The sequence below is a fragment of the Paenibacillus sp. FSL R5-0914 genome, from assembly GCF_038004525.1.
Taxonomy (GTDB): domain Bacteria; phylum Bacillota; class Bacilli; order Paenibacillales; family Paenibacillaceae; genus Paenibacillus_AQ.
In genome coordinates, this window is the sequence record NZ_JBBORH010000002.1 from 1,344,570 (window position 1) to 1,367,568 (window position 22,999).

General features: G+C 43.3%; 21 protein-coding genes. 3 read left to right on the plus strand and 18 right to left on the minus strand.

All coding sequences use genetic code 11. From position 1 onward, the window contains the following. Position 1: 1 nt before the first annotated feature. The 3 genes from MKX60_RS22075 to pdhA form a co-directional block, all read right to left on the minus strand. A complete protein-coding gene (locus MKX60_RS22075) occupies positions 2–1,654 on the minus strand; it encodes a 2-oxo acid dehydrogenase subunit E2 (RefSeq protein WP_076298743.1) in 1,653 nt (550 codons plus the stop codon). A 110-nt stretch (positions 1,655–1,764) separates the two neighbouring features. Beyond that, the gene (locus MKX60_RS22080) at positions 1,765–2,742 is read right to left on the minus strand and encodes an alpha-ketoacid dehydrogenase subunit beta (protein ID WP_076298744.1); all 978 of its coding nucleotides are present in this window, start codon (positions 2,740–2,742) and stop codon (positions 1,765–1,767) included. Between the two features lie 15 nt (positions 2,743–2,757). Next, entirely contained in the window at positions 2,758–3,825 is a 1,068-nt protein-coding gene (gene pdhA / locus MKX60_RS22085) for a pyruvate dehydrogenase (acetyl-transferring) E1 component subunit alpha (RefSeq protein WP_042188812.1), read from the minus strand. A 265-nt stretch (positions 3,826–4,090) separates the two neighbouring features. Between pdhA and MKX60_RS22090 the strand changes: the two genes are divergently transcribed. Then, on the plus strand, positions 4,091–4,822 hold the full coding sequence (locus MKX60_RS22090) for an alpha/beta hydrolase (RefSeq protein ID WP_076283551.1): 732 nt from the start codon (positions 4,091–4,093) through the stop codon (positions 4,820–4,822). A 136-nt stretch (positions 4,823–4,958) separates the two neighbouring features. Here the strand turns inward: MKX60_RS22090 and MKX60_RS22095 are convergent, their stop codons facing one another. Continuing rightward, positions 4,959–5,423: a low molecular weight protein-tyrosine-phosphatase gene (locus MKX60_RS22095; RefSeq protein ID WP_076283779.1), complete on the minus strand. Its 465-nt coding sequence runs from the start codon at positions 5,421–5,423 to the stop codon at positions 4,959–4,961. 161 nt (positions 5,424–5,584) lie between these two features. Between MKX60_RS22095 and MKX60_RS22100 the strand changes: the two genes are divergently transcribed. Both MKX60_RS22100 and MKX60_RS22105 read left to right on the plus strand, forming a co-directional pair. Next, on the plus strand, positions 5,585–6,226 hold the full coding sequence (locus MKX60_RS22100; RefSeq protein ID WP_076283550.1) for a thiamine diphosphokinase: 642 nt from the start codon (positions 5,585–5,587) through the stop codon (positions 6,224–6,226). A gap of 326 nt (positions 6,227–6,552) precedes the next feature. Continuing rightward, complete coding sequence (locus tag MKX60_RS22105) at positions 6,553–7,053, plus strand: C40 family peptidase (RefSeq protein ID WP_076283549.1); 501 nt, start codon at positions 6,553–6,555, stop codon at positions 7,051–7,053. Between the two features lie 45 nt (positions 7,054–7,098). On the opposite strand, the gene MKX60_RS22110 is transcribed toward MKX60_RS22105, so the two are convergent. The 14 genes from MKX60_RS22110 to MKX60_RS22175 form a co-directional block, all read right to left on the minus strand. Continuing rightward, complete coding sequence (locus MKX60_RS22110; protein WP_076283548.1) at positions 7,099–7,992, minus strand: response regulator transcription factor; 894 nt, start codon at positions 7,990–7,992, stop codon at positions 7,099–7,101. After that, on the minus strand, positions 7,937–8,977 hold the full coding sequence (locus MKX60_RS22115; protein ID WP_076283547.1) for a ThiF family adenylyltransferase: 1,041 nt from the start codon (positions 8,975–8,977) through the stop codon (positions 7,937–7,939). The genes MKX60_RS22110 and MKX60_RS22115 overlap by 56 nt, the downstream gene beginning before the upstream one ends. A gap of 72 nt (positions 8,978–9,049) precedes the next feature. Then, entirely contained in the window at positions 9,050–10,603 is a 1,554-nt protein-coding gene (locus tag MKX60_RS22120; protein WP_042188823.1) for an ABC-F family ATP-binding cassette domain-containing protein, read from the minus strand. Positions 10,604–10,939: 336 nt separating this feature from the next. Then, positions 10,940–12,439 carry a serine/threonine protein kinase gene (locus tag MKX60_RS22125; RefSeq protein WP_341061000.1) on the minus strand — a complete coding sequence of 500 codons (1,500 nt, stop codon included), beginning with the start codon at positions 12,437–12,439 and terminating at the stop codon, positions 10,940–10,942. A 120-nt stretch (positions 12,440–12,559) separates the two neighbouring features. After that, positions 12,560–13,627 (minus strand): SAM-dependent methyltransferase, encoded by a 1,068-nt coding sequence (locus tag MKX60_RS22130; RefSeq protein WP_076298748.1) that lies wholly within the window; start codon positions 13,625–13,627, stop codon positions 12,560–12,562. Continuing rightward, positions 13,624–14,406, minus strand: a complete 783-nt coding sequence (locus MKX60_RS22135; protein WP_076298749.1) for an ABC transporter ATP-binding protein — start codon at positions 14,404–14,406, stop codon at positions 13,624–13,626. The genes MKX60_RS22130 and MKX60_RS22135 overlap by 4 nt, the downstream gene beginning before the upstream one ends. Further along, positions 14,406–14,729: a thioredoxin family protein gene (locus MKX60_RS22140; RefSeq protein ID WP_231573284.1), complete on the minus strand. Its 324-nt coding sequence runs from the start codon at positions 14,727–14,729 to the stop codon at positions 14,406–14,408. The genes MKX60_RS22135 and MKX60_RS22140 overlap by 1 nt, the downstream gene beginning before the upstream one ends. Then, positions 14,726–15,070, minus strand: a complete 345-nt coding sequence (locus MKX60_RS22145) for a cyclic-phosphate processing receiver domain-containing protein (protein WP_076283543.1) — start codon at positions 15,068–15,070, stop codon at positions 14,726–14,728. The genes MKX60_RS22140 and MKX60_RS22145 overlap by 4 nt, the downstream gene beginning before the upstream one ends. Positions 15,071–15,072: 2 nt before the next feature. Next, entirely contained in the window at positions 15,073–15,930 is an 858-nt protein-coding gene (locus MKX60_RS22150) for a deoxyribonuclease IV (RefSeq protein WP_076283542.1), read from the minus strand. Further along, positions 15,920–16,735 carry an Fpg/Nei family DNA glycosylase gene (locus MKX60_RS22155; protein WP_341061001.1) on the minus strand — a complete coding sequence of 272 codons (816 nt, stop codon included), beginning with the start codon at positions 16,733–16,735 and terminating at the stop codon, positions 15,920–15,922. The genes MKX60_RS22150 and MKX60_RS22155 overlap by 11 nt, the downstream gene beginning before the upstream one ends. Before the next feature lie 46 nt (positions 16,736–16,781). After that, entirely contained in the window at positions 16,782–17,570 is a 789-nt protein-coding gene (locus MKX60_RS22160) for an HAD-IIA family hydrolase (protein ID WP_076283540.1), read from the minus strand. Between the two features lie 284 nt (positions 17,571–17,854). Then, the gene (gene rnz, locus MKX60_RS22165) at positions 17,855–18,802 is read right to left on the minus strand and encodes a ribonuclease Z (protein ID WP_341061002.1); all 948 of its coding nucleotides are present in this window, start codon (positions 18,800–18,802) and stop codon (positions 17,855–17,857) included. Between the two features lie 144 nt (positions 18,803–18,946). Continuing rightward, positions 18,947–22,324: a methionine synthase gene (metH, locus tag MKX60_RS22170; protein WP_371916531.1), complete on the minus strand. Its 3,378-nt coding sequence runs from the start codon at positions 22,322–22,324 to the stop codon at positions 18,947–18,949. 179 nt (positions 22,325–22,503) lie between these two features. Then, positions 22,504–22,935 (minus strand): FixH family protein, encoded by a 432-nt coding sequence (locus tag MKX60_RS22175; RefSeq protein ID WP_076298754.1) that lies wholly within the window; start codon positions 22,933–22,935, stop codon positions 22,504–22,506. Positions 22,936–22,999 lie beyond the last annotated feature (64 nt).

A 22,999-nucleotide genomic window follows, 5' to 3' on the forward strand; every position in this document is an offset into this window, starting at 1 on the left:
ATTATACCTCCATAACCAGCAGCTCAGGATTATTGAGCAGCGATTTAATGTAGTTCATAAAGTTTTGAGCAGTCGCACCATCGATAATACGGTGGTCAAAGCTGAGTGACAACGCCATTACAGGAGCAACTACGATTTCACCATTCTTAACTACTGCTTTTTCACTGATACGGCCAGTTCCGAGGATAGCCACTTCAGGGAAGTTAATGATTGGAGTAAAGAACATACCGCCAGCAGAACCAATGTTACTGATGGAGATCGTGCTGCCCTTCATTTCGTTAGCAGACAATTTACCGTCACGACCACGAACTGCAAGGTCAGTGATGCTGCTAGCGATCATCCAGATGCTCTTACGGTCAGCATCTTTGATAACTGGAACGATCAAGCCGTTTGGTGTATCAGTAGCGATACCGATGTTGTAGTATTTCTTGTAAACAATCTCGCCTGCTTCTTCATCAATCATAGCGTTAAGCGCTGGGAATTGACGGGAAGCTGCAACCAATGCTTTAACAATGAACGGAAGGTAAGTAACCTTAACGCCTTTTTTCTCAGCGATTGGCTTCATACGTGTACGGAATGCTACCAGTTCAGTAACATCTACTTCGTCCATAATTGTAACGTGAGGTGCAGTGTAAGCCGATTTAACCATTGCATTGGCGATCGCTTTACGAATGCCCTTGTAAGGTACACGTTCTTCTTCAAGACTAACATTACCGCTCGCTGCAGCAGATGTTGCTTTAGCTTCAGTTTTAGCAGCCTTAGGAGCTTCAGAAGCTGCCGCTGCAGGTGTTGCCGCTGCCGCAGGTGCTGAACCACCTTTCAAGAATGCTTCAACGTCTTCACGAGTGATTTTGCCGCCTTTTCCAGTTCCGTTCACTTTAGAGATATCCACTTTTTGCTCACGAGCAAATTTACGAACGCTTGGTGTAGCCAACACATCACGATCAGGCGCTGGTGCTGCACTAACAGATCCACCTTGTTTAGCATCAGATGGGCTAGTTGCTGCAGGGGAAGAAGTGGTATTTGCACTTCCTTTTGCTGCATCTGCTTCTGCGGAAGCATGACCTGCTTGTTCAGGAACGTCACCTTCTGCAGCAATGATAGCTACAACATCGCCAACACGGCATACTTGACCATCTTTAGTCAGAACTTCCAACACAGTACCGTTCACTGGACAAGGAACTTCAACTACTGCCTTGTCATTTTGAACTTCCATGATGATATCATCATCGGTTACTTTGTCACCGGCTTTGATATGCATTTTGATGATTTCACCTTCATGCAGACCTTCACCCAGTTCTGGGAACCGATATTCAAAGTTCGCAGATTTAGCATTCGCAGGAGCTGGTGCAGCAGGTGTAGGTGCAGCTGGAGCTTCTTCAGCAGCATGACCTTCTTGCTCAGGCACGTCGCCCTCAGCTTCGATAATAGCTACAACTTCGCCAACACGGCAAACTTGGCCATCTTTAGTCAAAACTTCCAACACGGTACCGTTCACTGGACAAGGCACCTCAACTACCGCCTTATCATTTTGAACTTCCATTACGATATCATCATCCGTTACCTTGTCACCGGCTTTGATATGCATTTTGATGATTTCACCTTCATGCAAACCTTCACCTAGTTCAGGGAATCGGTATTCAAACTTTGCCACTTTGAAAACCTCCTTGTGAAATTGGGACTGACCTTATGGTTAGAATTCAGAAGAAGAAACGACGTTGTCATCCATAAAGGATGACAACCGTTTCTCATAGAAAAAATATTTTAGAAATCCAAAACTTTCTTCACGCCTGCAATAATACGCGCAGGGTTTGGAAGCCATGTATCTTCAATTTGTGCGAATGGATATATTGTGTCCGGACCTGCGATCCGAAGAACAGGTGCTTCCAAGTGCAGCAATGCTTTTTCGTTAATTTGCGCAATAACCTCAGCAGCAACACCGGAGCTCTTTTGAGCTTCTTGTACTACGATAGCACGGTTAGTCTTCTTCACAGACGCTACAATAGTGTCGATGTCGATTGGACTTACAGTACGAAGGTCAATAATTTCAACGTTAATGCCTTCTTTTTCGAGTTGCTCGGCTGCTTTGGTAGCTGTATGTACCATCAGCCCGTAAGTAATGATAGATACATCAGCACCTTCACGTACTACGTTAGCTTTGCCAAGTTCAACAGTGTATTCACCTTCTGGCACTTCAGCACGGAATGCATGGTAAAGGTTCAAATGCTCCATGAAGAATACAGGGTCATTGTCGCGGATAGACGCGATAAGAAGTCCCTTAGCATCATATGGGTTTGAAGGAATTACTACTTTAATACCCGGGCTTTGTGCAATCAAACCTTCGAGTGAATCTGTATGAAGCTCAGCAGCCTTAACTCCGCCACCAAAAGGAGTACGGAATACGATCGGAGCATTATATTTACCGCCAGAACGCCAGCGCAGACGTGCCGCTTGAACAACGATCTGATCAAGTGCTTCAAAGATAAAACCAACGAATTGAATTTCTGCAATTGGGCGGAAGCCTTGTACACCAAGACCAAATGCCAGACCACCGATAGCGGACTCAGCTAGTGGAGTATCAAAAATACGATCTTCGCCAAATTCCTTTTGCAGCCCTTCCGTTACACGGAAAACGCCACCTACATTACCAACATCCTCTCCGAAGATAAGAACGTTAGGGTCACGATTCAGTTCAACGCGCATCGCGTCGCGGATCGCTTCTTTCATATTCATTTGTGCCATTGCCTGATATCCCCCTTATTCAAAATCGGCTTTTTGCTCTTCCAGATGTTTAGGTGTTACTTCGAACATGCTGTCGATCAAGCCAGGTATAGTCATTTTTTCGGTTTGTTCAGCTTTTTTAATCTGCTCGTTAACAGTAGCTTTCGCTTCGTCTTTCACGCGCAGCGTATCTTCTTCAGTCCAAAGACCTTTCTTCTCCAAATACTTGGCAAGACGGTTGATTGGATCCTTTTCGCTCCATTGTCCTTCTTCTTCTTTCGAACGATATTTACTTGCATCGTCAGAAAGGGAGTGTGGACGGAAACGGTAAGTTACAGCTTCGATCAATGTAGCACCTTCGCCATTACGTGCACGCTCAGCAGCGTCACGAACAGCACTGATTACTGCAAAGATGTCCATGCCGTCAACTTTAATTCCCGGGATACCAGCTGCAACCGCTTTGTGGGCGATCGATTTGGAAGCTGTTTGTTTTGCGAATGGAGTCGTAATCGCGTAACCGTTGTTTTGAACAAAGAAGATAACAGGCAGTTTAAAGCGACCAGCAAAGTTCAAGCCTTCATAGAAGTCGCCTTCAGAAGAACCGCCATCACCAGTGTAAGTAATTGCAACACTCTTTTGTTTCTTCAATTTAAAGCCCATTGCAATTCCTGTAGCGTGCAAGATTTGCGCGCCGATGATAATTTGTGGCATCAATACATTAACGCCATCAGGAATAGCTCCACCATGTTGGTGTCCACGGGAATATAAGAATGCTTGGTACAATGGAAGTCCGTGCCATACTAGCTGCGGAATATCACGGTAGCCTGGGCATAAGAAGTCTTCTTTCTCCAAAGCGTACTCGCTACCAATCATAGTAGCTTCTTGACCGGATACCGGTGCGTAGAAACCAAGACGGCCTTGACGACCAAGATTTACTGCACGATCATCCCAAGTACGGGTAAATACCATACGATACATAATTTCTTTCAGTTGATCGTCGGTTAAATCAGGCATTTTATCCTTGTTGATAATTTCTCCATCCGGGGAAAGTACCGTTAGAGCCTCGACGTCCTCTGTATACACTTCATAAGGAACTTTACTCATTATCTTCACCTCAATAAAAAAATTTGAATATCAGCTGCCTCTGTTATAATATTATTATACACCTGTTTGGTTACTTTCGTCAAAGAAATACTTATAAAATTTATATTCCTTTAAATTTTGTATGTATAACAGGTGATTTATTTTTATATAACAGTTTAAAGCTTTTGGAACAAGTAAATGATTAATCACACAGTTACTCAGCTATTCATTTTAGAGCAAACCGTTGTGTATTGCAAAATTCGACAAGAAAGGTGACGTGGCAACTATGAGCGATTCTGTTTTTCTGAAACGCACAATTGTAAAAGAAACGCTTTGGAGTAAACATCTGCAGGAGGAACGTAAATTACGCATCTATCTTCCTCCCGGCTACAACGAAGTCTTGAGCTACCCAGTGGTGTACTGCCAAGACGGCGAAGAGTTCTTTAACTTTGGCCGTATCGCTACACTCGCTGGACGTCTTATTATAGAAGAAGACGTAGAGCCCTTCATCATTGTTGGTGTCGAAGTAGACGTCGCTGTTCGCACTCAAGAATACGCTCCTTTTGGCAACAGATTCAAGCAGTACTTATCTTGCTTTTCCGAAGAGATTATTCCCTTCATTGAACAAAAATATCCTGTGCGCCGTACTCCGGACGAACGAATCTTAGCAGGTGACTCCCTTGGGGGCAGTGTATCGCTCCATCTTGCACTTGCTTATCCTGCGATCTTCACACGTATCATCAGCCTTTCCGGTGCATTCTATCCTGAATCCCGCGACATGCTGGCTAAAGAAGAGGATCTCTCCTGGCTCAACATTAATATGGTCGTTGGTCTGCAGGAAACAGACTACAAAACGGATACTGGCATTTATGATTTTGTTCAGATGAATCGAGAAACAAAAACATTGCTTGAATTACGCGGAGCAACCGTATCCTACCGAGAGAAAGACGGACTTCATCTCTGGGGCTTCTGGCAGAAAGAGCTACCAGAATCTCTACTCTATTTCTTAAACGCATAATGACCTATTGATAGTAGTAAATAGTGAACATCTAAAGAACAGTATGTAGATTACTTGATTGCGCTTACAGTTAAATTCAGCAATTTCCCTCGATTTACCATATGAATCATACAGAGAGAGCTGTAATCCGAATGGGTTACAGCTTTTCTCTTATCATTCTTTCCAGCAATATGTCACAGCCCGCGTTGATCAAATCATATACCTGTTCAAAATTACCTGTAAAATACGGATCCGGCACTTCGCGCAGCTCCTCCTCAGGCAATAAATCCATGAAGAACATTAGCTCGGCGTCTTTCCCACCTGGAATCTTTCGAACATTCTCTCCATTAGACTTGTCCATGCAGACGATATAGTCAAATTTTTGAAAATCTTCACTGTCGACTAGCCGCGCTAACATGTTCTCATAGCTAATGTCGTTCTGATCAAGGATACGTCTTGTTCCTTCATGCGGCTCTTTTCCTATATGCCAATCTCCAGTTCCCGCTGAGTCTACAAGAATCTTATCAGATAGTTCTCGTTCATTAATCTTATGCCGCAGAACAGCCTCCGCCATTGGTGATCGACAAATATTACCCAGACATACAAACAGTACTCTTACGATTTTGTTCACCTCCCGTTGTTAAACCTAATTATATGTGAATTTATACTCAAAAGATCGCACACTCTCATTTTAGCGTTCTCGAGGTCAATTGTGCAACCTTTCGATCTGCATTATACTGGACAGGATACTCAACAAGAGGTTTAAGAGGAGGAATGGATGTTATGTCATCCAAACGAGTCGTAATTTTTGCAGGTGGAGAACTGTCTCCAGAATATTTCAACCTATTAGATGAAGATGATTTTATTATCGGTGCGGATCAGGGAGCGCTATTTCTCATTTCACACGGATATACACCAGATATAGCAGTAGGTGATTTTGATTCCGTTTCGCCTGAAGCGCTTCAAGATATTGAATCCAAAAGCAAGAAGACTATCACCTGTGATGCCGTGAACAAAGATTTGACAGATAGTGAGATGGCGCTAGATATTGCGATGGATCAGCAACCCGATTCTATTCTACTATTAGGTGTTACAGGTACTCGAATTGACCACTCCCTGGCTAGCATTCAAATGATGACAAGAGCCCTACAACGTCAAATCAACTGCTACGTCATGGACACGCATAACTATATAACCCTTACAGGATCCCAAGCAGTTATCAACGATTTAGGCTATACCTACGTTTCTTTACTGCCTTTAACCCCAGAAGTATCGGGTATTACCTTAGAAGGATTTCAATATCCATTGACTAACGCTACACTAAAGCTTGGACAATCACTTGGTGTGAGTAACAAACTGGTTTCATCCTCAGGGACGGTTACCATTCGAAGTGGATTGTTGCTGATCATTCAGAGTAAAGACTAGATACATAGAGATCATGTTTAACGTAAAAATGCTACTTTTTTATAGTTTAGAAACATCATTGTAACTTTTATCTCAAATTCGAAAAAGCCGTAAAAACCCTTTTGTACCAAGGGTTTTCCGGCTTTTTTAAGATCCTATTACATCAAATTATTAATTTTTTGTAACTTTTAATGAATTTTTAATAAAACGCTTACAACCCATACCCAGCCTCACTTTATTGCACCTCTTCCAATTTTTATGTCATAGATAACCTGCTATACTACGAATCAGGCAAGCAAGACAGACAAACACAACAACAAAGACTAACACCTTGGAGGTAATACAACATGAATAAACAACAATGGATTAAAAAAGCGATTGTTATAGGTATGGTTACTACAATGGGCTTGGGTACAATGATGGCAACAGGCGTAGGCGCAACGAAAGTTGAAGCAGCTTCCGTATCTAAAGGTCAAAGCGTAGTGAATCTCGGGAAGAAATATATGGGAGTGCCTTACAAGTTCGGTGCATCCACTTCTACTACTAAAGTTTTTGACTGCTCTTCTTTTACAAAATACATCTTTAAACAATATAACGTAACACTGCCTCGTACGGCTGCAGCGCAATCAAAAGTAGGAACAGCCGTATCTAAAGCGAATCTTCGTGTAGGCGATCTCGTATTCTTCTCCAGCGGTAGCAGAGCAACTGGTAAAAACGTAACTCACGTTGCTGTTTATGCCGGCAATGGTAAAATTCTGCACACTTACGGCAAACCTGGTGTTACGATTTCCGATCTTAACTCCGGTACTTGGAAAAAAACATATTTAAAGGCTCGCCGCGTACTGTAAACAACGACTCTGTAGTAGAGTTCTAACTATAATAGAGAAATAGTCTCAGGATGTGGTGCCGCCTTCGGGCGCCCTCATTACATATCCTGTTCCGCGAACGGTGTGAATCAACTTGTTCCGGTGACCTTTATCCATTTTCAAACGGATATGTCTGATGTAAACATCTACAACATTGGTATCTGCGTGAAATTGGTAACCCCATACTTCCTTAAGTATCTCGATGCGAGAGCATATCATTCCTTGGTTCGCAGCGAGATAATACAATAGATCAAATTCTTTGGGTGTCATTTTTAACTCGATCCCGTCGCGACTTACAAACCTGCGGCTGGGATCGAGCATTAAACCATCGACTCTCAGTATTTGATTTAAATTTCGACGCCGTCCAGTAAGGGTTAACAAATTTAGAATTCTGTGTTTGAATTCACCGGTATGTAAAGGCTTTGTCATATATTCATTACCCCCGGCTGAGAACGCCGAAACTGCCCCAGTTCCAGATTCAGATTGTTCACCGGAAATCACCATTACCGGTAGTATCATCCCCTCAGCTCTTACAGCGGAAATTATGTCCCAGCCTTCCCAAGTCCCCACCTCGCATAACTCAGCAAGCAGCAGTACCGGTTCTACTTTTGATATGGATAAGCGGAGATCCTCGGGATCTTCGCTTTTTGTTGCTTCAAGTCCAATATCTTGTAGCACACTTTCTATAACGGTTCGATCTTCTTCTCTACTACTGCTATCAGCCATATACCATATTATTTGCTCAATCACAAAGTTCCCCCATATCCATATGACTTGCACCAGCATCACTGCGGTACGTATAGAATTCCCGGAAAACAAAAAGACCATTCCTAAGAAATGGCCTGAACACCTATTTACAGCTTCTTTATCCAAAATATCGATGATAAAAGCCTCGAGCAGCAGCAATATCTTTTGTTCCATGAATCAACGCTCTACCATCAGCAAAAATTACTAACCGATAAGGCCCTTCTATAAAAGAAACCAGATAAACGTTGCTGTCCACGCTTCCGCTTCCTAAACGAGACAAACGATCCGCAGTTTCCTGCAAGTTAAGCTTCTGTGGTCTCGCAGGTCGAATTTGTACTGTATCCCTTCCACAAAGAACATCGCCTCGTTCGGTATTCGCTGCCATTAGATAGGGGTAGATCGGATGACTCCCACAAGAAGGGCAGTTTTTCTTTTTGGCAGCTTTCACTCCAATTTCATGGTATTCATTCCGCCACACATCAAACGTTAACAGTTTGTTTCTTAATTGATCTTTACGCTGACCTAGTAGTTTCAGAGCCTCTGCCGTTGCATTTGCCGTAACTAGTTGTACTGCTTGCGGAAGTATACCTGCGGTATCACAGGTATCACCTCCTAGCGGTACTGTACCTAGAAGACAATGGAGACATGGAGTTTCTCCTGGCAAAATCGTATAGGTTATTCCATAACTGCCTACACATGCACCATAGATCCAAGGAATACCGTGCTTTTGCGCCATATCATTAATAATGAGCCGAGTATCAAAATTGTCTGTACCATCCATGATCAGATCAACCCCTGAAACAAGCCCTTCCAACTCTTCGGCACGAACATCTATAACATAGGCTTCAATAACGACCTCAGAATTAATCTGTTGAAGTCTGCGCTGCGCAGCAGCAGCCTTAGGCATACGTTCAATAGCATCTACCTCAGTATAGAGCTGTTGCCTCTGAAGGTTACTCCACTCTACATAATCACGGTCAGCTAAAATAATTTTGCCTACCCCGCAGCGTACCAGCGTCTCTGCAATCCCTGTACCAAGCGCACCTGCTCCCACTACTAAAACACTAGACTGCGCGAGCCCTTCTTGTCCCTCTGCTCCAAATGGCGCAAATCGCACCTGACGAGAATAACGATCTTCACGACCATCTGTATGAATCACTCGGTTTCCCTCCCCGTATCCAAAAACCGGAGAACAGCAGATCGTCTGCTATTCCCCGGGAGTATGATGATTCTATACTTGTACTGCTGACCACTGTTCAACATCCCAAATTTTCGTAACCCAATCTTCATAGAAATCAGGTTCATGGGAGACGAGCAGGACTGTGCCTTTATATTCTTGTAATGCCCGCTTCAGCTCTGCCTTGGCAATAACATCAAGGTGATTGGTAGGTTCATCGAACAGAACCCAGTTGCTCTCACGCATCAACAGCTTACAGAGACGGACCTTAGCTTGTTCGCCACCACTCAGCATGCTAAGCGGTCGGGTAATATGCTCATTTTTCAGACCACATCGAGCTAGATGTCCACGCACTTCATTCTGAGTTAGACTAGAAAATTCATTCCAGACATCCTCAATAGGTGTAAGATTAGCTGCTTTCACTTCTTGTTGGAAATACGCTGAGTTCAGATAATCTCCTAGATAGGTTTTACCGCTATACGTAGGAATCACGCCAAGAATAGTCTTCAGTAGCGTCGATTTACCGACACCATTGCAACCAGTTATAGCGATCTTCTCTCCACGTTCAATGGTCATGTTCAGCATAGGAAGCAACGGACGGTCGTAACCAATCTCGAAATCAATGCCTTCGAAGACTGTTTTCCCGCTGGCCCGACTTTCTTTAAACTTAAAGGTAGGTTTTGCAGCTTCTTCTGGTCGATCAATTCGATCCATACGATCCAGCTGTTTCTCACGGCTCTTCGCCCGTCCAGATGTGGAGGCACGAGCTTTGTTACGCTGAATGAAATCCTCTTGTTTCTTAATAAAATCCTGTTGTTTCTCATAAGCATCTATGTGTTGGATCTTATTCATCTCGGCCATATTCAGGAATTTCTCGTAGTTCGCAGTGTATCGAGTAAGTTTGCCGAACTCCAGGTGATAGACCACATTTACGACTTTATTCATGAATTCCGTATCATGAGAGATCAATATAAATGCATATGGATATTGCTTCAAATAGTTAGTTAACCAGTCAATATGCTCAACATCCAAATAGTTAGTAGGCTCATCCAGCAATAGTACATTCGGTTTCTCAAGTAGAAGCTTCGCCAACAGAACCTTTGTGCGCTGACCCCCACTTAGTGAAGCGACATCACGGTCAAGTCCAATAACGGATAGGCCAAGACCATTCGCCATTTCCTCCACTTTTACATCAATAAGATAAAAATCTCCGATGTCCAGCTGTTCCTGAATGTCCCCCATTTGCTCGAGTAACATCTCTAACTCTTCAGGAGAAGCGTCGCCCATCTTTTCAGTTATAGTTAGCATTTCCTGTTCCAGCTCTAAAAGTGGCAAGAAAGCGTCCTTCAATACATCACGGATGGTTTTCCCTGGCGTTAAGATCGTATGCTGATCCAAGTAACCGTAACGGACGCGAGGCGTCCACTCTACTTTTCCACTATCCTTCAACAGTTTTCCAGTCAAAATATTCATAAGCGTCGATTTTCCTACGCCATTTGCTCCTACGATTCCTACATGCTCACCCGGTAACAACCGGAAAGAAACATTTTTAAACAACGTCCGATCCCCAAAATTGTGGGAAACGTCTTCTACACTAAGTAAACTCATAAATTCTCCGCAAGCTCCTGTCTATACTTAAATAATGCGTAATAAGAAGAAACGACGTTGTGGTCTTTTAAAGACGACAAACGTTTCTCGTAAAAATATAAGGATAAAGTATAGTGTGAAGCTTATACTTTCTTATATTTCAAGCAGAAACGTCTTCGGCGTCCCTATAGGACGGTAAGCGTTCATGCAAGAAATATAAAGATAAAGTATAGTGTAAAACTTATACTTTCTTATATTTTTCAAAACACGTATAAATATATATTTTAACACACTTTAATGCAACACTGAACTAAAAGTTAGTTGAGTGAAAAGAGGAAGCATAGAGAACCGCTTTATTCAGCCTTTCTTTTGAAAAAAACTACGGCTTTTCCCCTTACTGGGTACATCTAATATTCCCTCAAACATTTCATTGATCACTTCTACCAACTTCCCCTTAGGCTTGAATGGATCTTGCTGAAAAGGTAGTCCATAAATCTTATCTGTACCTATAGCGGTTTGCAACAGTTTTACAGTTGAGGGTTCTGCGAGTGGTAACCCCACCCTCCAATTCGTTTCAGGCTGTAACCTTTTACGCCTAAGCCACACTAGTAAATCTTCGAGTCGCCAATCTGCACCAGAAGTAATTAGAATCGGCATATCGCTATATTTGAACTCATCAAGCGCCCCTTCATATTCCCCAACGCCAAGATCCAACACTACAAATTGATAATCCCCTCTCATCAAATCAGCCATTTTTCCGCGAATAGGACGTTTCCAATAATGTACCCCTTTCCATGAAAAAGCAGATTTCTCATCCTTGGCTGCGACAGTTGTAATCTGTGTGTATAACATGCTGCGAATGCGTTCATAAACCGATGAATCAGGAGAAAAATCAACCCATGCAGTTGTCCCCTTCTGTACAAGTAAGCTACTCACTGCGAATGAAGTATGTGTTGTTCCAAGACCTGAAGCAACTCCGAGTATGGCAATGACCATCGCTTTTCGCTTTTCTAGAGAATGTGGGACTAAAATAGTAAAATCATTTCCTCTATCCATTTCAGATTCCATACGAATTAGTGCCTGTAGAACTGCTTCTGCATTCTGATAACGCTCCTCAGCGTGATGTCGTAATAAGCGTCTTATGATTGGAATAATGCCAGATGGCATATGGTTATAAAGCCTATTCTCCATCCCAAACTCCCATTGACTACATTGCCCTCCAGTTGCCATATAGAGAATTAATGCTCCTAGTCCATATAAATCGGATACCGGCTGACTCTGCCCACTTCCATATTGCTCAGGTGCCGCGAAGCCAACCGTACCAAGCTTAACCGTATCTTCAGAGATACCGTGTTTGTAGCTTCGTGCGATCCCAAAGTCAATTAACATCAGTTCTTTTTGCAGTGTCAACATGATATTTGAAGGCTTTAGATCACGATAGATAATCGGTGGTTGATGACTATGCAGATATTGAAGGACTTCTAAAAGCTGTTTAGCCGCCTGAATGATGAAGTCACTTGGCAAAGGTCCGGGATTATCCTTCATTAGCTGACTCAAGCTCACACCTTCAATATAGTCCATGATTAAATAGGAATACCCTTCTCGATCTGGAAGATAGAAATCGACAATACGCGGCAATCGTGGGTGGTCTAGTGTAATTAACATATCAGCTTCCGCCTGGATGTCCGAATGCAGCTCATCTAAGCATAAGCTTTCTTTTACAGCCCATCGTTTACCCTTTAGACGCAAATCATCCGCCAGATAAACAATACTCATCCCACCTGATCCAATCAGTCCCGAAATTTTGTATCTGTCATCAATAACCTGTCCAATCTTAAGCTTCGTCTCAAAATGCAATTTAACTCCTCCTTTTCGCAATAAAAAAAAGAGAAAGCTTCCGCCATTAACATTCTTACCGCAAAGTACGGTCACGTTAATAACGGGATGCTTTCCCTTAGAAATTCAAAATTTGTTTGATTAGTATTTAATCATATAAAGTGTGATCTCATCACGATTATGGAATAGCTGCTTTGCACGCTGAATCTGCATGCGCTCCCCTTCAAACATCGCAATAATTTCTTTGATCATCGCAAGTGGTTTCTTATGCATCAGTTTTACGGTCACAATGGCTGTCCCACCCGGTGACAGACTGTGTAGTAACCCGGTTACTAGCTTCGCCATCAGCTTAGGACTCCAGCTCATATCGCATACGATTAGATCAAATTCATTATCGCGGAATTTCACTTCTCCAGCGTTTTTACGAAGGATTTTCAAACCCGGATAATTACGTAGGGACTCATGCATTAACGCAGGGTCAACAGCTGTAACCTTCATTCCACGTTCCAGTAAGAAAGAAGTCCACCCACCTGGAGAAGCACCAATATCTAACGCATTACGGAAACTGTAAAAAGGAATATCAAACTCCTTCTCGGCTTCCATTAGTTTGAACTTGGCACGTGAGATTTGTCCATCTTCCTTACGGAAACGGATGGCACCGCCATTCCATCCAGATAAATTCGCTTCTGGTCTGGACACACCTGCATATAAGGCATTCCCGTCTGCGTAGACTGAAATAACCCAGGCTGGATCTTGCACAGTAAATTCTGCGCCTAAGCTCTGCAATTGCTCTTGGAGCCATTCACGAAGTTCTCCTGGACTGTCCTGCCAGAAGGAAGGATCACCTTTACGAACGTTCAGGGATACCTTCTCACCCTCAAGCTCAGTGTGGCGACTTAAATACATTGCCAAACGCTGTAGAGCTTCCATGGTTCCTTCATCCTGAAACTGAACAGGTTGTATATGACGCAGGAAAATGGGAAGATTCTGTGTGAGTAGGCGCGTTACTTCCTCTGGTTCAGATTGCAATGTAGCCAGAAAGATTTCTCCTGGTAGTAACAAGGTACTCTTCACAGCACCGAATAAACGGCGAAGCTCTTCTTGCGCATAAGGCGCAAATCCGTGATTAGCTGTACAAATATATCGGGAATACACTTCTTCTTCCGGAGCAATGTTCTGCTCTTCGGTATCTTGTCTTAAATCGTTCAAATCGTTTTGCCTCCAGGTCTAATTTTAATCCAGGGACGACCGCTATCCCATTCAACATCAACAGGAATATCATAAGTGGCCAAGATCATTTCTTTCGTTAATACTTCTTCTTTCGGTCCAGATCCAGCTAGCTTACCCTCACGAATTAATGCAACATGCGTGAAAAGCGGGACAATTTCTTCCACATGGTGAGTTACGTATACTACAGAAACATTACGCTGTCTCAGCTTGTCTATTTCAGCCAGCATTTTTTCCCTTTCATATAGATCAAGGCCGGCACATGGCTCGTCCATAATTAATAGCTTAGGGTCAGCCATAAGACATCTTGCCAGCATAGCTTTTTTACGTTCCCCCTGTGACAAGGTCCCAAAAGGATGAAATGCCATATTGCCTAGATTCATATCTTCCAGCATGCTGATTGCTTTCTCTTGTACTTCGGAGGGGATCGTCTCGTAGAAACGCAAATAAGCGTAAGCACCTGTTGCTACGACCTCCCACACCGGATCATTTAATGACATCTTTTCCATCAAGGAAGGCCCGATATAGCCAATTTCTTTACGAACCTCACGTATATCACATTGTCCATATTTATAACCCAGCACTTCTACAGTCCCTTTGCTAGGAAACAAATAACCAGTCATCATCTCTAAAATTGTGGTTTTACCAGAGCCATTCCGTCCCAAAATGACCCAGTTCTCACCTTCTTTAACTTCTAGCGACACATCGTCCAAGATTAAGCTTTCTTCCCTGCGGAGAGATAAATGTTGTAATGAAATGATTATGATATAACACTCCTTATGTATTCCAGCACTCGCTCAACTGAAACCATGGAATAATAAACTTTCGGATCATTTTCCCGTTCTGCAGAAGCTACAAGTAGTGCAGGAACGCTCGTAATACGATATTGTTGTACCAAATTCGGCAGCATGTTCACATTGCCTGCAACCATTTGAAGTTCAGCAGGCAATAGATGAGCCGCCACCTCTAACATCCGTTCAGCAGCCTTACAAGTACCGCACAGTGGAGTGTGTAAGAATACTACAAGCGGTTCTCCTGAACTCTTGAGCGCCTCCAGTAATTCCACTTCATTCATTACCTTCATTTCAAGTTCGTCTCCTCGGCGATATCGCGAAGCTTATCAGAACTCAGGGGACCATTTACCAAAAGCATCCCCTCAGGTTTAGCAGTATATAAGATCTCATACATTTCTTTTCGCCCCCACAGACTGGAAGTGTGCAAATAGATTTCTCGGGGGAACAGTCCTTCCAGTACGATCCGTCTGGCAACTTCTCCACCCGAATAATCACCCGGCCCCATATCGTAATCCAGTGATAAAATATCCACCTCACACTCACGCAGCATTAGAAGACATTCTTCCGTCGAACGAGCCAGAGCGAACCCTTTAGGTACCTTTCGAAGATCATCCATATAGATATGAATCACAATTACGCCTCCGCTTCAAACCAACCACGCACAGTAGCAATTTCTTTTCGGTGACTGCCATCCGCACCCTTCTCAGTTTCCATGACAACAGCTGAGATTCGTAAAAGCTCGGAGGACAATAAGCTTTTCAGCCCCTGCTCTCCAATATGTCCTTGTCCGATTCCAGCATGTCTGTCGCGTCTTGAGTCGAAAGGAAACTTAGAATCATTTAAATGAACAGCAACAAGATGTGGCCAAAATCCAAGTCGCTCTCCTCGTTCAAGGAAGTCTTCCGTTCGCTCAGGGTTCCAGATACCAGCTGCGTAAGCGTGACAGGTGTCCAAACAAAATCCTATTTTCTCCGGAAATTGGCTAAGCTCTCGAACTTTCACGAGTTCTTCAAGTGTAATCCCTTCATTTCCATGGTTGCCCGCTTGATTCTCTATAAGCAGCTTAGTACGACCATCCCAGGACTGAAGCACATCATTCATACATTGTATAATATTTTGATAGCCTTGTAACGGCTCCATTCCACCAAAATGTCCAAAATGAACAACGATGCCTAATGAACCACAAGCTTCTGCAATCTCTAGATCATTTAAGAGAGAATCTACATAAACCTTTCGCGGAGTAAGATCATCTACACCAGCCGCCATGTTAATCCCATAGGGTGTGTGAGCAATCGAAGTAATCCCTTTGTCTTGGCAAAAGAGCGCACAATCCCTCGTATCTCGTACATCTACCTGTTTAAGTTTCAAACTACGCGGATTTTTAGGAAAATATTGAAAACATGTTGCACCGCTCTCCCAAGCGAATCGGGCAGCTCTCCCATATCCGCCACGAATGCTGACATGAGCCCCTATTTGAAGACTATTGGTCATGCTGACAGTCTGGGCAATAAAACACTTTGCGTCCAGATAGCTCTGTTTTGATAATTGTTCCCCCATCACGAAGACAAAACTCGCCTTCACGATCATACACTTTACATTGATTATTATATGAACCTGTAACAGTATCCCCAGTCATAAACGGCATTTCCATGTACCCACCAATTTCAGTGGCCTCAGTCAGTACTTTTTGGATGCTCTCATAAAGACGGGCTATAGATTCAGTTGTTAAATTCTGTACTAGTGCAGAAGGTAAAAGCCTAGCTTCAAAAGCAATCTCATCGGCGTAGCAATTCCCAACTCCAGCCATCACATGCTGATTTACTAACAGGCTTTTGAGCGCACCTCTCCGTCCCTTTAATAATGCAGTGAATCTTTCCAGCGTCATCCGACGATCCAGCAGCTCAGGTCCAAGCTTACCCATTGTGGCTTCGCTTTCCTTCACCGACAGCAAATGTATATAGCCTAAGCGAAGTCCAATAAAGTAAAGGATATGATCTCCAAATGCGATTTCGACTTGTGTGTTACGATCCGGCCGTTCTTCCTCCGTGCCATAAAAAAGTATTCCACCAAGCATTAAATGTAAAAGTAGTCTTCGTCCATCATGAAGATGAAACAAAATATACTTGGCACGCCGCTCAACAAAAACAACACGCGCACCGATCAATGCATTTCTAAAAGCTTCTGTTTCCATATTAATTGATTTTTCTCTGTTCACGATTACATCAGATATTGGCACATTTATAATATGCTGACTAAGCAGCTTTCTATAATTCTCCATTTCCGGCAATTCCGGCATAGCTCATCGTCCCTTCTAGGTTGGTGAAGTAATAAGATCCTAGCTATTATACACCGAGAAACGTTTTAAGTTCAGTTAAATCGGCACAAATTTCATCCGGTGAGATTCCGGTAAGGTTTTTATAGTGGTCAAGATTTTCTGCGTTGGTTAATCCGGTAAATACAAGAACTGTACGACAGCCCGCATTTACTCCAGCTGCTATATCTGTACGCATATTATCACCGACAACCACTGCATGTTCAGGCTCTATACCAAGAAGATCTGTCGCAAATTTGATTAAATGGGATTCCGGCTTGCCAATCACTACCGGACTCACTCCACTAGCAGCCTCGATGGCTGCTCCGATCGTACCTGCGCCAGGCATAATGCCATCATCTGATGGCAGCATTAAGTCTGGGTTAGTGAGTACAAACTTTGCTCCTCCCAGAATCCAGCGCGAAGCTTGCGAGAGCGACGTATAGTTGAAGGAGCGATCGATGCCTTGCAGTACATAATCGGGTGAGTCTGTGACGATGCGGAGCCCAGCTTCGGTACAAGCCACATGCAAACCCTCTTCTCCAAGTATCGCCACTGTAGCCCCAGGTGATTCCTCAGCTATGTAACGTGCGGCCGCCATTGATGAGGTACATACCTCCTCAGCTTTCGCATCGATTCCCATTCTACATAAATGTGCAGCCACATTAGCCGCTGTACGCGATGAATTGTTGGTAACAAATAAAAAAGGAATGCCCGCTTCACGCAGACCTTTAATCAGTAAATCAGCACCAGGAATCATTTTATGCCCATGGTATAACGTACCATCTAAGTCAATCAATAATCCTTTAATCTGTTCCATTATAAATCCCTCTATTTCCATAAAAAAATTAATTAATGTGATAAATTAATAATGGTATTAATAAACATTCAACCTAAGCCCAGCTTGGATTTAGAATGATTAATAATACTTTTTGTTTGGTGGTATTGTCCGTTTATTTTCGGCAAGATTTCCAGCCATTCGTACCTCTTTCACGCTGTAATTACTTTGAATCTAACACACTTCGTCGAATGAAATCGAACGAGAGACTCTTCCAGCATTTTTTAGCATAGCACTGTCATTTCCTGCGCTTTCCCGGAAAATAATCATTTCCCCAATTGCCCGTTTTGTCTTCGATAAATTGGATATGTGCCGAATTCCTCCGCTAATAATGTCTCTGGAAAAATGAGCTCAGCTTCTTCCAGCAAAGGAATCAACTCTTCAGACGAACTGTAACGAGAGCTGAAATGAGTCAACAATAGTTGGGCTGCATTGGCTTCCTTTGCTAGCTCTGCAGCTTGACGTGCTGTACTGTGATGGTATTGATACGCCATTTCTGCCAGATCATGAGCAAAGGTTGCTTCATGAACGATAAGGTCTGCATGAAGTGAGAGTTCTAAAGCTCCTGAACAAGGTCTTGTGTCTCCCAAGATCGTAACAATACGCCCTCTTTTAGGTTCTCTAACAACATCAGCAGCGCAGATACGAACACCGTCATCCGTTATAACATCTTCACCTTTTTTTAATTTTCCATATAACGGTCCAGGCTTTAAGCCATAACTCTTTAGTAATTCCGTATTGAGGCTCCCGGGACTATCCTTTTCCGTTACCCGGTAACCATAGCTATCAATACGATGCTCTAATAATGCTGCCTCCACTTTAAAACCATCATCCTCAAATACCGTTCCTCCTGTATGCTCGACAATCTCAATCTTGTATGGAATTCGGGATTGGCTCACAGCTAAGGATATATCTAAGTATGCCTTCAATCCAGGGGGACCATAAACCGTTAAAGGAGATGTCCCTCCCTGATAACCACGACTAGATAATAAACCCGGAAGACCAAATAGATGATCTCCGTGTAAATGTGTAATAAATAGCTTTTCCAGCTTCCCTAGGCGAATCGGTGAGCGAAGAACCTGATGCTGAGTCCCTTCCCCGCAATCGAACATCCAAATGCTACGGCGTTCTTCCAGAAGTCTTAATGCAATCGACGTTACATTGCGTTGTATAGTTGGTACCCCTGCATTCGTACCTAAAAAATATAATTCCATCCCTCTTCCTCCCTTCTTCTTATTGACTGAACTATCTCTTATCTATTCTAAACGTCCTTCTTCCAGCAAAAAACCCCCCAGTTACGGGAGGTTCCGCTGAAAGGGATACAATCCCCCTACAGACCGGGTGTATAAATGAAAGAATTACAGCTTCTCTACATTAAAATACTGCGCTTCTGGATGAGCGAATACCATCGCCGAAACGGAAGCCTCAGGCTCCATCATAAAGCCTTCTGTAAGGTGAACACCGATATCCTCTGGGGATAACAGTTTAAATAGTGGTCCCTGATCTTCCAGATCTGGGCATGCAGGATAACCAAAGGATACACGAATCCCTTGATATCTTGCCCCATGTCTTTGTTTCATGGTCATATCTGCAGGATCTGGGAAGCCCCATGTATCACGCATCATGTGATGAACACGCTCCGCTAATCCTTCTGCTACTTCCAGCGCTACAGATTGTAACGCATGTGAGCGTAAATAATCTCCATTATCCTTAAGGGCTGTAGAGAGCTCACGAACACCGTGTCCCGCAGTTACCACGAGGAATCCAACATAGTCCATCATTCCACTGTCGACCGACTTCAAAAAGTCCGCTAGACAGAGATAAGGCTCAACACCTTGTCTTGGGAAAGTAAAGGTATGCAGAATCTCGGCTGTATTCTGTGGATTATAAACGATAATATCGTTACCACTTGATTGTGCCGGAAAGAATTGATACATCGCATGAGGAGTAATCGTACCTTCCAGCATCGCTTGATGTAGAATGTCATCGACAGTACCTTTCAACTCCACAGTCCGCTCATCACCAGCAGCTAATTGCGCCTCTACAGAACCTCGTAGTCCCAGATGGTGACCGAGCAGCATTTGCATGTTCACATAAGGGATAATATGCCCCAATGGATAATTACGAATGACATGGCGCTCTAAATCCGGTGGAACAAATACAGGTGCATCTGGAGATATTTTGGAGCGTACAGCTCTAGTCAGCGTAGGAAGCTCTTGCTTAGGAGCAACTGCCACTGCGGATTCTGCTTCCACTCGAATTTCCTCGGCAATTTTCTCCCGTTCAACAGGATTCATAAGCCGATTAGCAATATCGAGTCCATCCATAGCATCCTTAGCATATAATACCAGCCCATCATATTCCGGCCGGATACGTGTTTTGGTGAACTTGCGAGTCAAGGCAGCACCACCTACCATAATAGGCACATCAATCCCAGCCGTGCGTAGGTCTTGCGCAGTCAGCACCATCTGCTGTGCCGATTTTACGAGTAGTCCAGACAATCCGATCGCATCGGCTTTTTCACGACGAAACGCTTCGATAATGGTCTCAGGTGGTACTTTTATACCCAAATTAATGATCTGATAACCATTATTGGATAAGATGATCTCCACCAGATTCTTACCTATATCATGCACGTCGCCTTTTACAGTTGCCAGCATGATCTTGCCTTTTACCGCTGTCTCATCCTTCTTCATAAACTGCTCCAAATGACCAACCGAAGCCTTCATCACTTCAGCGCTTTGCAGTACCTCAGCTACAATCAACTCATTGTTATTAAACAGCCGTCCAACCTCTGACATCCCGGCCATTAGCGGGCCATTGATAATCTCCAAAGGTCCTGATTTGGTAAGCGCCTCATTAAGGTCTGGAATAAGCCCTTCTTTGGTGCCTTCAACCACATATGAAGCGAGACGCTCTTCTAGCGACAGGTTAGAAATTTTCTCTTTTTTCTCAATCTTCTTCCCACGGAAGGCGGCTACAAAAGCAGCAAGTGTGTCGTCATTCGTATTATAAATCAATTCCTCAGCAAGACGACGATCTTCAGCAGGAATAGAAGCATAACGTTCTACCTTCTCGGTATTTACGATCGCATAATCCAATCCAGCCTTAGTGCACTCATAGAGGAATACTGAGTTCAGTACTTCACGCCCCGCTTCCGGTAATCCAAAGGAGACGTTACTGATTCCCAAGATCGTATGAACACCTGGCAGAGCTTCTTTGATTAGACGAATTCCATCAATGGTTTCTTTGGCAGAGCCAATATATTGCTCATCCCCGGTTCCTACAGGGAATACCAACGTATCGAAAATAAGATCTTCTCCGGCTAATCCGTATTTATTCACGAGTAAGTCGTAGGAGCGTTTGGCAACTTCCAGTTTGTCCGTAGCCTTGATTGCTTGTCCTGTCTCATCAATCGTACCTACAACGATAGCTGCGCCATACTTATGAATCAAAGGAGTGACCAGTTCGAATTTTTCTTCACCATCTTCAAGGTTAATGGAGTTAATTATAGCCTTACCTTGACAGTATTGTAACGCCAGATCAATAACCTTAGGATCGGTAGTATCGATCATCAGAGGAACTTTAACCTTTTTTACAACTAATTCTAGAAACAGCTTAATATCTTCAATCTCATCACGGTCCGGATCTTGCACGCAGACGTCGATAACTTGAGCACCACTCTTCACCTGTGCACGGGCAATTTCTGAGGCTTCCTCATATTTACCTTCGACGATAAGACGTTTAAACTTACGCGACCCTAATACATTCGTACGTTCACCAACCATGTATGGACGGTTGTCGTTCTCAATGTAGATTGGTTCAATCCCCGAAAGAGCCGGTGGATGATTACCTGCAAGCGGACGTGGTGGGAATTGTGAAAGTGCCTCCGACATAGCACGGATATGTTCCGGTGTCGTTCCGCAGCAACCCCCAGCAATATTAAGCCATCCCTTTTCCGCAAACGCAGCAATTTTACGTGCAAGAGAATCTGGAGATTCATGATAATGTCCATTCTCATCTGGCAGCCCAGCGTTCGGATAACAACTCACAGCTGCTGAAGAGATTGCAGAAAGCGAACGAATATGATCACGCATGAACTCAGGACCCGTTGCACAGTTTAGACCAATAGAGATTGGCTTCAGATGTTCTAATGAAATATAGAATGCTTCAATATTCTGACCGGCAAGTGTTGTACCCATCGGCTCTATTGTTCCCGAAATCATCACTGGCAATTTGATACCCGTCTTCTCAAATGCATTTCGAATACCTATACTTCCAGCCTTCACGTTCAAAGTATCCTGAGAGGTCTCTAGCAATAACGCATCTACTTGACCATCAATCAATGCCACTGCCTGTTCCTCGTAGCTATCAACGAGCTCTTGGAAAGTCACGCCTCCCGTAACAGAGAGTGTCTTTGTTGTAGGACCCATCGCACCTACAACATAGCGGGGACGATCTGGTGTATCATATTTATCAACGGCATTACGGGCTAGCTTTGCTGCAACCAGATTAATTTCACGAGCCCGCTGCGGAATATCATATTCAGCAAGTACAACAGACGTTGCACCAAATGTATTCGTTTCAATGAGATCAGCACCTGCTTCAAGATACTGCTCATGAATCGTCTGAATTACTTCTGGACGAGTTAATACTAGCATTTCATTACAGCCGTCTAATTCTTCCCCACCAAAATCCTCACCTGTCAGAGGCACCTGTTGGATCATTGTGCCCATTGCACCATCTAGAATTAATATTCTTTGTTGTAAGCTTTCCTCAAGTGTATATTTAGCCAACGTATAGTCCCCCCAGTAAAACATTAGAGTAAGTTTAGCAGAATAAAGGAATTTCGGAAAGCCTTCCTTTCCACTCTGCATTATCTGTAATTACAGGTTATAATTGCTATTCTTTTTAATTATGGTTTCACAGAGAGTTCTTTATTAGGCATAGAATGCTGAGTTCTAGCAGTTACATGCGATGTAACAATATATTGTCCTTCTTTCGCAAGTGTTCCTTCTGCTTGATAGATTCCATCACCGACTAGCTTCCCTTTAAGCTCAATTTTCTGTTCCTCATCATCTTTCCTCACAATTTCAAATAAAACCTCTTTCGCATCATCCACAGCTAAGTTTTCTTGCGTCACCACAGCCTCAAAGGTCACCTTCTGATTTACAACAACCTCTTCAGGACTCCAATGTAACTCGACCTTGATAGGCTCCATAGACATGTCCATGTTCATATTCATATTATGTATTCCAGATTGTTTGGTTTGGTCTGATGAACATCCTCCCAATACTAAAAGTGTTGCACCTAATAATAAAGGAACTATTGTTCTTGAAATCTTCATTTAGATTCCTCCCAGTCAAATTGATTACTAAGAATCTACCAATTCATGTTATACATTCTCCATC